Annotated in this window: 12 protein-coding genes and 1 pseudogene; 5 read left to right on the top strand and 8 right to left on the bottom strand. The window is 74.6% G+C overall.

Going from position 1 to position 12909, the window contains the following annotated elements:
• The first annotated feature begins 50 nt into the window (after nucleotides 1-50).
• The 3 genes from ACFWPT_RS11885 to msrB all read left to right on the top strand — a co-directional run bounded on the left by ACFWPT_RS11885 (nucleotide 51) and on the right by msrB (nucleotide 2474).
• Nucleotides 51-512, top strand: a complete 462-nt coding sequence (locus ACFWPT_RS11885) for an indole-3-glycerol phosphate synthase (protein WP_107452931.1) — start codon at nucleotides 51-53, stop codon at nucleotides 510-512.
• Nucleotides 513-616: 104 nt separating this feature from the next.
• Complete coding sequence (gene murC, locus ACFWPT_RS11880) at nucleotides 617-2047, top strand: UDP-N-acetylmuramate--L-alanine ligase (protein ID WP_063349492.1); 1431 nt, start codon at nucleotides 617-619, stop codon at nucleotides 2045-2047.
• Nucleotides 2048-2069: 22 nt separating this feature from the next.
• On the top strand, nucleotides 2070-2474 hold the full coding sequence (msrB, locus tag ACFWPT_RS11875; protein WP_063349491.1) for a peptide-methionine (R)-S-oxide reductase MsrB: 405 nt from the start codon (nucleotides 2070-2072) through the stop codon (nucleotides 2472-2474).
• Between the two features lie 111 nt (nucleotides 2475-2585).
• On the opposite strand, the gene ACFWPT_RS11870 is transcribed toward msrB, so the two are convergent.
• The 8 genes from ACFWPT_RS11870 to ACFWPT_RS11835 form a co-directional block, all read right to left on the bottom strand.
• Complete coding sequence (locus ACFWPT_RS11870; protein WP_380427221.1) at nucleotides 2586-3776, bottom strand: cytochrome P450; 1191 nt, start codon at nucleotides 3774-3776, stop codon at nucleotides 2586-2588.
• Nucleotides 3773-4381, bottom strand: coding sequence for an ATP/GTP-binding protein (locus tag ACFWPT_RS11865; RefSeq protein ID WP_380343892.1), 609 nt, complete (start codon nucleotides 4379-4381; stop codon nucleotides 3773-3775). The genes ACFWPT_RS11870 and ACFWPT_RS11865 overlap by 4 nt, the downstream gene beginning before the upstream one ends.
• A 55-nt stretch (nucleotides 4382-4436) precedes the next feature.
• Nucleotides 4437-4790: a DUF742 domain-containing protein gene (locus ACFWPT_RS11860; RefSeq protein WP_063349488.1), complete on the bottom strand. Its 354-nt coding sequence runs from the start codon at nucleotides 4788-4790 to the stop codon at nucleotides 4437-4439.
• Nucleotides 4787-5218, bottom strand: coding sequence for a roadblock/LC7 domain-containing protein (locus ACFWPT_RS11855; protein WP_363368868.1), 432 nt, complete (start codon nucleotides 5216-5218; stop codon nucleotides 4787-4789). The genes ACFWPT_RS11860 and ACFWPT_RS11855 overlap by 4 nt, the downstream gene beginning before the upstream one ends.
• Nucleotides 5215-7080 carry an ATP-binding protein gene (locus ACFWPT_RS11850; RefSeq protein ID WP_380481437.1) on the bottom strand — a complete coding sequence of 622 codons (1866 nt, stop codon included), beginning with the start codon at nucleotides 7078-7080 and terminating at the stop codon, nucleotides 5215-5217. Before ACFWPT_RS11850 ends, ACFWPT_RS11855 begins: the two co-directional genes overlap by 4 nt.
• A 105-nt stretch (nucleotides 7081-7185) precedes the next feature.
• Nucleotides 7186-8199, bottom strand: coding sequence for an MBL fold metallo-hydrolase (locus ACFWPT_RS11845; RefSeq protein ID WP_380481435.1), 1014 nt, complete (start codon nucleotides 8197-8199; stop codon nucleotides 7186-7188).
• 121 nt (nucleotides 8200-8320) lie between these two features.
• A complete protein-coding gene (locus ACFWPT_RS11840) occupies nucleotides 8321-9124 on the bottom strand; it encodes a hypothetical protein (RefSeq protein ID WP_063349484.1) in 804 nt (267 codons plus the stop codon).
• Nucleotides 9125-9240: 116 nt separating this feature from the next.
• Nucleotides 9241-10161, bottom strand: a complete 921-nt coding sequence (locus ACFWPT_RS11835; protein WP_380481433.1) for a GNAT family N-acetyltransferase — start codon at nucleotides 10159-10161, stop codon at nucleotides 9241-9243.
• A gap of 268 nt (nucleotides 10162-10429) precedes the next feature.
• Between ACFWPT_RS11835 and ACFWPT_RS11830 the strand changes: the two are divergent.
• Both ACFWPT_RS11830 and ACFWPT_RS11825 read left to right on the top strand, forming a co-directional pair.
• Nucleotides 10430-11730: pseudogene (locus ACFWPT_RS11830) on the top strand (DUF692 domain-containing protein).
• A gap of 62 nt (nucleotides 11731-11792) precedes the next feature.
• Nucleotides 11793-12890: a TIGR04222 domain-containing membrane protein gene (locus ACFWPT_RS11825; RefSeq protein WP_380481431.1), complete on the top strand. Its 1098-nt coding sequence runs from the start codon at nucleotides 11793-11795 to the stop codon at nucleotides 12888-12890.
• Nucleotides 12891-12909: the final 19 nt, after the last annotated feature.

Here is a 12909-nt window from a genome sequence, read left to right as displayed (position 1 = left end):
CCGTTAATGCGATGCCGGGGCCCGGGGGCCGGCCACTGGAAGGGACTCACGTGTTCAAGACGGTACTGATGATCGAAAAGGCTCTCTCCGACGCGGACGTGGAACTCGTCACCACGCTCCACAGCGACGAGAAGGTCTCCTTCGTCGTCCTGATGCAGCCGCGCGGCAAGCAGGACGAGCTGCTGCGGGCGCTGGACGACGTGGCGCTCGGCCACCTCGACAAGGTGGTGCACGAGCACGACGAGTCCGAGTCCGGGCCGACCGTGGCCACCGAGTCGCTCGAACACAGCCTGCGCCACCTGCGCGCGGCCGGGGCCGAGGCGGTCGGCGAGCTGGTCGAGGAGAAGCCGCTGGACCGGCTGCGGACGGCGGTCGAGGAGCACCGCGCGGACGAGGTGGTGGTGCTCACCTCACCGCACTTCGTGGAGGAGTTCTTCCACCGCGACTGGGCCTCCCAGGCCCGGCACAAGGTGGGGGTCCCGGTGCTGCGGCTGTTCGCCAGCGACTCCTAGGGATCCCGGCCGGTGGTGCAGAATCGTCCTTGCGGTCCGCCCGCGAGGACGATTCCCCATCCCGTCCGCCCGACCATTCCGCCCCCGCCCTACGGAGCCCCGCCTTGAACGACGCCGCGCACGACCTGCACGCCCCGCACTTCATCGGCATCGGCGGCGCCGGGATGTCCGGCCTGGCGAAGATCCTCGCGGTGCGCGGCGCCAGCGTCTCCGGCAGCGACTCCAAGGAGTCCGAGACCGTCCTCGCGCTGCGCGCCCTCGGCGCGACCGTGCACGTCGGCCACGCCGCCGAGCACGTGCCGGACGGCACCAGCAGCGTGGTGGTCTCCAGCGCGATCCGCGCCGACAACCCGGAGCTGGCCGCCGCCCACGAGCGCGGCATCCCGGTGGTGCACCGCTCCGACGCGCTGGCCGCCCTGATGGGCGGCCGCCGGGCGCTGGCGGTGGCCGGCACCCACGGCAAGACCACCACCACCAGCATGCTCGCCGTCGCCCTCGGCGAGCTGGGCCTGGACCCGTCCTACGCGATCGGCGGCGACCTCGACACGCCCGGCTCCAACGCCCACCACGGCGCCGGCGAGATCTTCGTCGCCGAGGCCGACGAGAGCGACCGCAGCTTCCACAAGTACGCGCCCGAGGTGGCGATCGTGCTCAACGTGGAGCTGGACCACCACGCCAACTACGCCTCGATCGAGGAGATCTACGAGTCCTTCGAGACCTTCGTCGGCCGGATCACCCCCGGCGGCACCCTGGTGGTCTCCGCCGACCACGACGGCGCCCGCGAGCTGACCGCCCGGGTGGCCGGCCGCGAGGGCCTCACCGTGGTGACCGTCGGCGCCGCCGAGGACGCCGACGTCCGGGTCCGCTCGGTGGTCGCCCGCGGCATGACCAGCGAGGTCACCGTCGAGCTGGACGGCGCCGAGCTGTCCTTCACCGTCTCGGTGCCCGGCCGGCACTACGCGCACAACGCGGTCTCCGCGCTGGCCGCCGGCGTCGCGCTGGGCGTCCCGGCCGCCGACCTGGCCAAGGCCCTCGGCGCCTACACCGGCGTGCGGCGCCGCCTCCAGCTCAAGGGCGAGGCCGGCGGCGTCCAGGTGATCGACTCCTACGCCCACCACCCCACCGAGATGACCGCCGACCTGGAGGCGATCCGGGAGGGTCTGGAGGGCGAGGGCCGGGTGCTGGTGGTCTTCCAGCCGCACCTGTTCAGCCGCACCCAGCAGCTCGCCGAGGAGATGGGCCAGGCCCTGGCGCTGGCCGACGCCTCGGTGGTGCTGGACATCTACCCGGCCCGCGAGGACCCGATCCCCGGCGTGACCAGCGAGCTGATCATCGACGCCGCCCACCGGGCCGGCGCCGACGTCACCGCCGAGCACTCCTTCGCCGCCGCCCCCGCCGTGCTGGCCGGCCTGGCCCGCCCCGGCGACCTGCTGCTCACCATGGGCGCCGGCGACGTCACCAACCTGGGCCCCGCCATCCTGGAGGAGATCCGGGGAAGCGTGCAGCACCTCTCGAACGTTGCCTCCAACGTCTGACGTACCCCGACCGGGAGCCGTGATGAGCTACGAGATCGAGAAGACCGAGGCCGAGTGGCGGGACGAGCTGAGCCCCGAGGAGTACCACGTGCTCCGCGAGGCGGGCACCGAGCGCCCGTTCACCGGTGAGTACACCGACACCAAGACCGTCGGCGTCTACGGCTGCCGGGCCTGCGGCGCGGAGCTGTTCAGCTCCGAGACCAAGTTCGACAGCCACTGCGGCTGGCCGTCGTACTACGCGCCGCTGGCCGGGGACCGGGTCCAGTACATCGAGGACACCACGCTCGGCATGCGCCGGGTCGAGGTGCGCTGCGCCCGCTGCGGCGGGCACCTGGGCCACGTCTTCGAGGGCGAGGGCTACGGCACGCCGACCGACCAGCGGTACTGCATCAACAGCGTCTCGCTGACGCTGAAGCCGGCCGAGTAGCGCCGGCCGGTCGCGCCGCGAGGGCCCGGGTTTCCGTACGGACGGACACCCGGGCCCTCGTCCGTCCCGGGCCGCCGGGACTCGGACCAGCAGGGTTCGGACCGCCGGGGCTCAGGCCGTCGGGGCGAAGCGGACCGGGAGGTGGACCAGGGCCCGGTGGAACGGGCCGGGGCGCCAGAGCAGCTCCTCGGCCGGGGTGGCCAGTTCGAGGTCGCTGAGCCGGCTGGTCAGCTGCTCGATCGCGGTGATCGCGATCAGCAGCGCCGGGTCGCGGGCCGGGCAGCCGTGCGGGCCGGCCGCCCAGGCCAGGTGGGCGCTCTCGCCGCTGCGCAGCTCGGTGCCGTCGGTGGGCGGCGCGGCCTGCGAGTTGGCGGCCGCGTAGGAGACCAGCACCAGGGTGCCGGCCGGGATCTCCCGGCCGTGGAAGGTGATGTCGTAGCGCGGGTAGTGGGCGGAGAGGTTGGCCAGCGGCGGCTCGTGCCAGAGCACCTCGTCGATCGCCTGGTAGGCGGTCATCGCGCCGCCGATGAGGGAGCCGGCGTAGCGGGCGTCGGTGAGCAGGCGCAGCAGGGCGTTGCCGATCAGGTTGGTGGTCGGCTCGTGCCCGGCGATCATGGTGAGGGTGATCTGCCGGATCACCTCGTCGTCCTCCAGCCCGGCCGGGTGGGTGACGAACCAGGAGGTGAGGTCGTGCCGGGGCCGCTCGCGCCGCTCGGCGACCATGGCGGTGACCACCGCGACGAGGTCCCCGTACGCGACGACGGCCTTCTCGGTGGACTCGATCATCCCGGCGATCCCGGCGACCAGCCGGGCGCTGTGCTCCTCGGGCACGCCGAACCAGGTGGTGAGGACGAAGGCCGGCAGCTGGCGGGCGTACTCGGCGATCAGGTCGGCGGTGCCGGCCGCCTCGAAGCGGTCGACCAGTTGGTGGGCGACCTCGGCGACCCGGCGCTGGAGCCGGTGCGGTTCGAGCAGGGCGAGGCCGTCGGTGATCACCGCGCGGTAGCGCGCGTGCACCTCGCCGTCGCTGAACAGGGCGGTCGGGCGGTAGCCGAGCACCGGCAGCAGCGGGTTGTCGGGGGCGACGGTGCGCTGCCAGGCGCGGGAGTCCTTGGAGAAGGTGTCGGTGTCGCGCAGCAGGTCCAGGGCGGCCTGGTAGTCGGTGACCAGCAGGGCCTCGACGCCGGGCGCGATCTCCACCGGGGCGACGGCCCCGTAGCGGCGCAGCCGGTCGTAGACCAGCTGCGGGTCGGCGGCGAAGACCGGGCCGTAGATCGGGGTCGGGCGGGTGTCGGTGGTCACGGGCGCTCCTCGGCGGCGGAGGCGGCAGGGACGGTCGCTACCTGGTCCGCGGGGTCGGGGGCGTCCGCGGGGGCGGCGGGCAGGCCGTCGAGGACGTGCTCGGCCAGCGCGATCAGCGCGTCCAGGCTGGCGCCGCGCTCGCGGGCGTCGCAGAGCAGCAGCGGGGTGGTGGGGTGCAGGTCCAGGTGGGCGCGCAGCACCTCGATCGAGTGGACCGGCGCGTCCGGGAAGCAGTTGACGGCGACGGCGTAGGGCAGGCCCTGCTCCTCGACCATGTCCATGATCTCGAAGGAGTCGGCGAGCCGGCGGGTGTCGGCGAGCACCAGCGCGCCGAGGGCGCCGCGGGCGATGTCCTGCCAGAGCGGGAAGAAGCGGCGCTGGCCGGGGGTGCCGAACATGTAGAGCACGAGGTTGCCGGGCAGGGTCAGCCGGCCGAAGTCGACGGCGACCGTGGTGGTGGCCTTCTCGGGCAGGCCGGCCAGGTCGTCCACCGGCCGTCCGGTCTCGGTCATCGCCTCCTCGGTGTGCAGGGTGGCGATCTCGGAGAGGGTGCGGATGAGCGTCGTCTTGCCGACCCCGAACGGGCCGGCCACCACCAGCTTCATCAGCGTCTGGTCCCGGTCGGGCAGGTAGCCCACCCGGCTCGGCCGGTCGGCCGGGCTACCGGAGCGCACGGAGTCCAACGAGGAGCCTCTCGACGATGGAGCGGTCGGTCTGCTGGGCGCGCGGGATCGGCGCGCGGGCGCGCAGGCAGCCCGCCTCGACCAGATCGGCCGCGAGGAAGACGGTGGCGCTGACCGGCAGGCACAGGTGCGCGGCGGCTTCCACCACGGTCAGCGCGCCGGGGCGCAGCAGTTCCCAGAGCCGCTGGTGTTCGGGTTCCAGCTCGCGGGGCGGTTCGGTGCGGTCCGCGAACAGCACGGTGAGCCGGTCGAAGCCGGCGGTGCCGGGGCGGCTGCGGCCGCCGGTGGCCAGGTAGGCGGGCACCATCCGCCTGCGGGGTACGGCGGTCATGATCGGACGGTGGTGTCCTGCTGCCGGCTCGGACTCGCGAGGGCACGACCCAGGGCGGCGACCTGCACCTGCATCTGGTAGGCCACGTTGCCGAGTTGGGCCTCCGGGGAGGTGAACACGGCGAGCGAGGTGTTCTCCCCGGCCGGGACGACGACGGCGTAGCCGAGGTCGGACTCGACGACGGTCTGGGCCAGCCGGGGCCGTTCGGTGTCGGTGAAGGCGCTGGTGAACGCTCGGGCGGCGGCGTGCACGGTGGCGGTCATCGCGGCGACCCGCTCGGCGGAGGCGCGGTCGAGCCCGTCGGAGGCTCCCTCGACGAGGCCGTCACCGGTGGCGATGACCGCGTGCAGCACCCCCGGCAGCTCCAGCAGCGGGGTCAGCACCCACGAGATCTCGTCGGTGGTGGTCGGGCTGGGCGTGCTGGTCACTGCTCGGCTCCTTCGGGGGTCGGGGCGGGCGGACGGACGGTGGTGCGGGCACCGGTGTCGCGGGCGGCCGCGGTCGGGCCGCTCCCGCCGGTCGGGCTGGATTCGCCGGTCGTGTTGGTCCCGGCGGCCGGGCTGGTCCCGGCGGTCGTGCTGGACTCGCCGGTCGTGCTGGTCCCGCGGGCGGCCTGTGCCACGGCGGCGCGGCCGGAGTCGGTGCCCTCCTGGAGCGCCTGCCAGTGGGCGGCGGCGCGCTCGGGCGTCCGCTCGGGGGCCCGGGCGGGCGGCTCGGCCGGTGCGGCGGACGGCCTGGCGGCGGGCTCGGGGGCGCCGGGGCCGTCGGCGGTGACCGGTCGGCGGCGTCGCCGGCTGGGCAGGCCGGTGCCGTCGTCGACCGGGTCGGCGGGGCCGGCCGGCGCGTCGGGCACCGCGTGGATGGCGGGCGCGGGGTGCGGGCCCGGCTGGTTGTGCCGGTCGGCGAGCGGGGGCGGCCCGTCGCCCTCGTCGGCGTCGCGCATCGGCGGGACGGCCTGGACGGTGGGCGCGGGGGCCGGGCCGGCGCCGGCCCGCAGCGGCAGCGGGGTGAGCACCGACAGCGGCTGCTCGTCGTCGACGACGGTCACCAGCGCGGCCGGGATGCGCAGGATGGTGCGCATCCCGCCGTACGGCGAGGGCTCGATGTGGCAGGAGAAGCCGTACTGGCGGGCCAGTTTGCCGATCACCGCGAAGCCGGTCTTGGGCGGGTTGCCGAGTTCGGTGAGCAGGACGTCGGGCGGGCCGGCCAGCAGTCGGCGGGCCCGGCGCAGCTGGTCGTCGTCCATGCCGATGCCGCTGTCGTCGATGATCACCAGCGCGCCGCGGCCGCCCTGCTGGACGGTGACCGGGATGTCGGTCTCCGGGTGCGAGTAGGCGGAGGCGTTGGCGAGGAGTTCGGCGACGGTGATGGCCAGCGGCTCGGCGGCCCGGGCGACCACGGCGAGCCGCTGCTCGCGCAGGTGGTTGGCGACCTTGATCCGGGCGTAGCCGGGCACCCGAGAGAGCGCGCCGACCACCACTTCGGCGAGCGGCGAGTCGGTGCGGGCCAGGCCGGGCCAGGCTTCGCAGAGCACGGCGACGGTCTGGATCCGGCGCAGCGCGACCTCGTTGCGGAAGTCGACCTCCAGCAGCCGGGGGTCGTCGTTGTCGTGCTGGAGCTGCTGGACCAGGCTCTGGATCTGGTAGAGCAGCGTCTGGATCCGGGAGGTGGCGCCGCGCATGGCGGCGCGGGCGGCGGCGTCGACGCGTTCGCGTTCGTCGGTGAGGGCGGCGGAGGCGGCGTCCAGGACGGACTGCAGCGCCCGGACGGCCTCGGGGCCGACGGCCTGCGGGTCCAGCGGGCCGACCAGCGGGGCGTTGGCGTGGCTGAGCCGGACGGCGGTGGCGGCCACCCGTTCCTGGGCGAGGTGGCCGATCTCGGCGAGCAGGGCGGCGGTGCGCTCCTCGGCGACGGTGAGCCGCCGTTCGGCCTCCCCGGCCCGGGTGCTCGCGGCGGCGGCCCGCTGGTCGGTCTCCCGGGTGGTGTCCTCGGCGGTGCGGGCTCGGCTCTCGGCCTCCCGGGTGCGCTCCTCGGCGGCCCGGTAGCGGCTCTCGGCGTGGTGGGTCTCCTCGGTGGCGCGCCGGGCGGCCTCCTGCGCCTCGCGCAGTTGCTGCTCGGCGCGGGCCAGCCGGCCTTCGGCGGCGCGGGCGCGTTCCTCGCCGTGGCCGCGGGCGGTCTCGGCGGCGACCGCCCGGGTGAGGGCCCGGGCCCGGCCGCGGGCGAGCACGCCCGCCGTCGCGGCGGCGACCAGCGCCAGGGCGATCAGCGCAATCTGCGCGATCTGCGTCATCGAAGTCCTCGGGAGTCCTCTGGGGGTCCTGGCTGGTCGGCTGCTGCCGGGCCGGGGGCCGGTGGTGGTCCGGCCGGGGCGCGGCGGGCGGTCAGTCCCGGGCGGTCAGTCCCGGGCGGCGGCGCGCGGGCGCGGGCTGCGGGCGGCGTCCTCGGAGAGTTCGCGGGCCACCTGGGCGACCTGGCCCATGGCCTCCAGGACGTTCGGCACCTCGGTGCCGTCCAGGTGCCGGTACTCGGCGGCGACGGTGAGCACCAGCCGCTCGGGCAGGCCGAGTTCGGGGTGGCGCTGCTCGGCGATCACCCGCCGGGCGGCGTCCAGCGCGGGGATCCCGGCGGTGTGCAGGGCGTGCGCGCGCTCCCGGACGTACGTCAGGTAGGCGATGTGGTGGCGGACGCCGTCGCGGTCGAGCACGGGGCCGTGGCCGGGGACGAAGATCTCGGCGCCGGTGGCCAGGATCCGCTCGCAGGCGGTGATCACGTTCTCCAGCGGGCCGGCCCAGTGCACCGGGTGGTCGCCGGGGTACTCGGGGGTCGAGCCGAAGATCACGTCGCCGGTGAAGACGGCGCGCTGGTACGGGAGGTGGACGATCAGGTCGCCGCCGGTGTGGGCGGCGGGCAGGCCGGTCACCTGCACCGGGTACTCCCCCACCCGCAGTTCCAGCTCGCCGGTGAAGACGGTGTCCGGGTGCACGGGGTCGGTGGCGGACCAGTCGAACCGTCCGAAGTGCTCTCTGAGGTAGCCGCCGAGCGGGGAGTCCGGGTCGCCGCCGACGACGAGGGCGTGCTGCTGCTGCGGGGTGGGCTCGTAGTGGATGTGCTCCAGCGCCTCGCGGGTGGAGATCACCTCGGCGTCCGGGACGACTCCGGCGCCCCACAGGTGGTCGCCGTTGGCGTGGGTGACGATCACCCGGTCGACCTCGACCCCGGCCGGCAGCAGGCGGCGGCTGGCGGCGAGGAACTCCCCGGCCAGGGTGGGGTCGTAGGGGGTGTCGATCCAGAGCGCGGTCTTCGCCGAGGCCAGCAGTCCGCAGTTGGCCAGGCCCCAGCCCCGCTTCGGGGGGAGCCACACGTACAGGTCCTCGGCAATCGCGCTCACGTTCGCACGGTTGATCGTCATGTGCGCGATTATGCCCAAAGTGTGTCAGGGGCGGGGCAAAACCTGTACGGCCGCCAGGAGTTACTGCCCCAGACTCTCCCGAGCTGTCCGGTTTCGCCCCCTGTGGTCGAGACCAATCGTCTCAACCGTCGGGACGACCCGTGGACACCTCGCCCCGGAATCCCGACGGGACGTCGGACCGGGGCGCGGGCAGGGTACGACAGACCTCGACCGTGACGTCGACGGTGTCCAGGCCTATCACCCGCCCCTCCACCGCGACGAATCCTTTCTCCCCCGAGCGGAAGAGCGCCGCCAGCGGGGAGTTGCGGCTCGCCGCGGTCAACGCCTCCACCGCCATCGCGGAACCGAAGGCGAACACCCCGCAGAGCACAACGCAGGGCGCCTGCCGGGGCGTGCGGGTCACGAAGATGAAACCGTGGTCGCGGATCAGCTCCCCGGCCGGGTTGTACAGCGCCTCGAAGGTCATTGCGCCCCACCGGGCGCGGGCCTCGTCCGGGTACTCGATGGCGAAATCCGGGAACACCGCGTCCAGCACGCCGCCGGAATAGGAGTTGACGCTCGGGCCCCCGATCGAGAACGTCGGCATCCGCGGATCCTGCGCGCCGGCCACCACCAGTTCGATCGTCGCCTTCCGGTTGACCTTCCGCAGCAGGTCGGTGAGCCCCGCTATCGCCCTGGCCTCGGCCATCGGCATGAACAGCACGTTCTTCGGCCCGCGGCTGGTCAGTTGGCAGCCGTCCGTGGTGAAGGCGAACTCCGCGACCTCGATGCTCGGCGTGATGATCTGCACCCGGCTGTACGGCGCCAGCAGCGCCCGCAGGAAGCCGTAGCGCAGGAACAGTCTGGTCCGGGCGAGGGAGCGGGCCGCGAGGAAGCCGATCACGGCCGGAACCGATGCGATGAACACCTGGAGCAGGATCTCCATATCATCCCCACGGAGAAAGACTCGACCACGAACTGTGTGCCCTGGTTAAGTCCCCTCCGTGGCCGGAAATACCCCCCTCGCGGCAATTCCGACCGTCAGGATTGCCGCACCCGGCGTCACTTCAAGCGCTTGATCCCCTTGCGCTCCCCGGCGCACCGCTCGTACCCCAGCCACGCGTTGATCGCGAGCATCGGCGCATTGGTCTCGTCGTTGGAGGTGTACGCGCGCCGGTAGCCCGCCGCGGCCGCCAGGCGCAGCGACTCCAGCTTGGCCAGCTTGCTCAGCCCGCGCCCGCGGAACTCCCGGCGGCAGGCGGTGAACGCGGACCAGTAGCGGTCCACCCCGTCGGTCTGCGCCATGCTGAACGCGGCCGGTTCGCCGTCCACCACGGCGACGACGGTCAGTGCCCGGTCCAGGTCCGGCCGGGCCCAGTCGCCCCGCAGCCAGTCCTCGTACTCCAGGGCGTCCATCGGCACCTCGCCGGGCTCGTCCCGGACGGCGTCCGCCTCGACCAGGAACAGCGGGCGCGGGTCGGCCGCCCAGTCGGCGGCCGGGCGCAGCTCGACGCCGGCCGGCCGTACGGGCGCCTGCGGCAGCGGCAGCGCCAAGTCCCGTCCGCCGAACTGCGCCGCGCGCCCGAGCTCGTAGCCCCGGGCGGTGGCGAAGGCCAGCGAGGCGGGCTCGTCGTCCAGCCAGGTGTGCAGCTCGCTCACCCCGTGCCCGGCCAGGTGCCGTTCGGCCGCGGCCAGCAGCGCGGTGGCCGCGCCGCGCCGCCGGAACCGCGGCAGCACGCTGCCGTTGGCGTACCCGACGCCGGCGGTCGTCGTCCCGAGCACCGCCGCACAGCGCACCGCGCCGACCACCCGGCCGTCCAGCTCGGCGACGAAGGTGCGGAAGTGCTCGCCCGGGCTCTGCCGGCCGTTCATCCAGAGCAGGGCCTCGGAGGTCATCACCAGGTGCTCGCGCCCGGCCCGGTGGGCGGCGGCCACGGCCTCGGCGTCGTCGGGGCGGAAGTCACGGATCGTCAAAGAAGTCATGGGTTCCCACGCTAGCCCCGCCCGCCCGTCCGGCGCCTGCGAATTTTCCCTCGCCGGTGCGCCTCACCTGCGGCAACGGCCCCGGCTCGGGACCAAAGTCCCTCACCCCCGCGGCGGCAAGCTCAAATAATGCTCTGAGAAGACCGGGCGGGGCTTGGCAGCCGCCCCACCCGGGGACATCCTCAGCAACACGGCCGCGCGGTCCTGGCGACGAAGCCCGCACCACCCGACGGCCTCCCCACCCGGCCCTCCGAAAGGGGGCGAACCGATGACCTCCCCTGCCCTGGACCTGCCCGGCTCCGCCACCCCGGCGCGGGGCGGCGCACCCCGCCTCGGCGTCGGCCTCGGCTGGCGCAGCGAGATCGACACCGTCGTCGAACGCCAACCCGGCCTGGACTGGGTCGAGGTGGTCGCCGAGAACATCTGCCCGAGTCCCTGACGGTCCTGCGCGCCCGCGGCGTCACCGTCATCCCGCACGGCGTGGCGCTCGGCCTCGGCGGCGCCGACCTGCCCGACCCCGCCCGGCTCGCCAAGCTCGCCGGGGCGGCGCTCGCCCTCGGCTCCCCGCTGGTCACCGAGCACCTGGCGTTCGTCCGGGCCGGCGGCCTGGAGGCCGGCCACCTGCTGCCCGTCCCCCGCACCCGGGACTCGCTGCGGGTGATCGCCGAGAACGTCCGGATCGCCCAGGACCAACTCCCGGTGCCGCTCGCGCTGGAGAACATCGCCGCCCAGCTGGCCTGGCCCGACGACGAGCTGACCGAGGGGCAGTTCCTCGCCGAACTGGTCGAGCGGACCGGCGTCCGGCTGCTGATCGACGTCGCCAACCTGCACACCAACCGGGTCAACCTCGGCATCGACCCGGCCGCCGAACTGGACCGCCTGCCGCTGGAGGCGCTCGCCTACGTCCACGTCGCCGGCGGCACCCTGGTCGACGGCGTCTGGCACGACACCCACGCCCACCCCGTCACCGAACGGGTGCTGGAGGTCCTGGCCGAACTCTGCGCACGGGTCGCACCACCCGGCGTCCTGCTGGAACGGGACGCCGCCTTCCCGCCGCCCAGCGAGCTGGCCGGCGAACTGGACGCCATCCGCCGGGTGCTGGAGGGGAGCACCCCGCGGACGGCCCCACCGGCCCCCCGCACCGAGCCCCGGGAGACCGCGGCGGGCGCGTGCCCGAGCGGCACCCGCGCCCGGCTGGCGCGGCGCCAGGAGGACCTGCTCGCCGCCCTGGTGGCCGGCGGGCCCGTCCCGCCCGGCTTCGACCCGGACCAGGTCCGCGCCCAGTCCACCGGTCTGGCCACCAAACGGCGGGACACCGTCGCCAAGGTGGCCCCCGAACTGCCCCGCCTGCTCGGCCGGCCGTACGGGCCGCTGTTCCTCGACTACGCCCGCCGGCACCCGCAGACCGGCGGCTACCGCACCGACGCCCGGGCCTTCGCCGCCTGGGCACTCACCGACAGCGGCCCGCTCGCCGCCGACCACCGCCGGGCCCTGGAGCAGTGGCTCCACCCGGCCGCCGAGCGGCCGCCCGGCGCGTTCGCCCGCCTGCGCCGAGCCCTGCGGCACTGAGCAGGCGCTGAGCAGGCGCTGAGCACCCGTCTTCACCGCACACCTTCGGGGGGAACCCGCCCATGTGGCACAACACCTACTTCGTCATCCCCGCCGTCCTGCTGGTGGCGGCCTCGCTGTACGCGTCCCGGGCCAAGCATCGGGTCGGCCACGTCACACACGTCCGGGGCCTGCCGGGCCGCGGCCTGCCGCTGATGGACACCGCCTTCCTGTCCGGCGGCCCCGGCCGGGTCTTCGACACCGCCCTGATCCGGATGCACCTCTCCGAGCGGGCCGTGATCAGCCGCGCCGGCCTGGTCACCCTCACCGGGCACAAGCCGTACGACGCCGTCGACCAGGCCGTCCTGGACGCCGTCGGCCCGGGCGGCAGCCGCGAACTCGCCCCGCTGCGCCGGGCCGTGATGCGCTCCGCCGCCGTGCAGGAGATCGGCAACCGGCTCGCCGACCGCGGCCTGATGCGCCGCCCCGAGCGGCTGCGGCGGGCCCGCACCGCCCGGCGGCTGCTCTGGCTCGCGCTGCTCGGCGTCGCCGTCTCGACCGTCCTCGCCCACGTGCTGGACGACGGCGGCGCCGGCTCCGACCGCCCCGCGCCGTGGGTCCCGGTGGTGCTCCTGGTCTTCGGCGGGATGAGCCTGCTCGTCACCTGGCCGGTCAAGGGCCGGATCACCCCGGCCGGGCGGCGCCAGCTCTCCCTGATGAAGGTCGGCACGCCGTGGACGCCGAGCGCCGGCCTGTCGCCGAAGACGACCGGCGGCGTGCTGCTGGGCGCCCTCGCGCTCGGCGGGCTGGCCGCCGCCGGGCTGGAGGACGACGAGCTGCAGTCCGCGATGCTGGCCGCGGCCGCCCAGGACGAGGCGATGAAGTCGGCCGCCGCGAGCTCCTACGCCGCCTCCTCCTCGACGGGCTCCTCCAGCAGCTTTCCCCCCAGCTCGTGCAGCTCGTCCGGGTCCTCCTGCGGGGGCTCCACGGCCTGGTGCGGCTCCTCCCACTCCGGCTCCTCCGGCTGCGGGGGAAGCAGCAGCAGCTGCGGATCCTCGTCCTCCAGCTGCGGCTCCGGCTCCAGCAGTTGCGGCTCCTCCTCGTCGAGCTGCGGGTCGTCCTCGTCCAGTTGCGGGTCGTCCTCGTCGAGCTGCGGTGGCGGCGGCGGCTGCGGCTCCTGACGTCACAGTTCGGTATCGC

The organism is Kitasatospora sp. NPDC058478 (assembly GCF_042720345.1).
Taxonomy (GTDB): Bacteria; Actinomycetota; Actinomycetes; order Streptomycetales; family Streptomycetaceae; genus Kitasatospora.
Note: the sequence above shows the minus strand (reverse complement) of the source record. Positions and strands in the feature narration are given on the sequence as shown.

Coding starts and splice junctions, on each gene's coding strand:
- msrB (WP_063349491.1), top strand. CDS start 2,070: ATGAGCTACGAGATCGAGAAGACCGAGGCCGAGTGGCGGGACGAGCTG.
- ACFWPT_RS11865 (WP_380343892.1), bottom strand. CDS start 4,381: ATGAAGCTGGTGGTGGCCGGCCCGTTCGGGGTCGGCAAGACGACGCTC.
- ACFWPT_RS11860 (WP_063349488.1), bottom strand. CDS start 4,790: ATGACCGCCGTACCCCGCAGGCGGATGGTGCCCGCCTACCTGGCCACC.
- ACFWPT_RS11850 (WP_380481437.1), bottom strand. CDS start 7,080: ATGACGCAGATCGCGCAGATTGCGCTGATCGCCCTGGCGCTGGTCGCC.
- ACFWPT_RS11845 (WP_380481435.1), bottom strand. CDS start 8,199: ATGACGATCAACCGTGCGAACGTGAGCGCGATTGCCGAGGACCTGTAC.
- ACFWPT_RS11840 (WP_063349484.1), bottom strand. CDS start 9,124: ATGGAGATCCTGCTCCAGGTGTTCATCGCATCGGTTCCGGCCGTGATC.
- ACFWPT_RS11835 (WP_380481433.1), bottom strand. CDS start 10,161: ATGACTTCTTTGACGATCCGTGACTTCCGCCCCGACGACGCCGAGGCC.
- ACFWPT_RS11825 (WP_380481431.1), top strand. CDS start 11,793: ATGTGGCACAACACCTACTTCGTCATCCCCGCCGTCCTGCTGGTGGCG.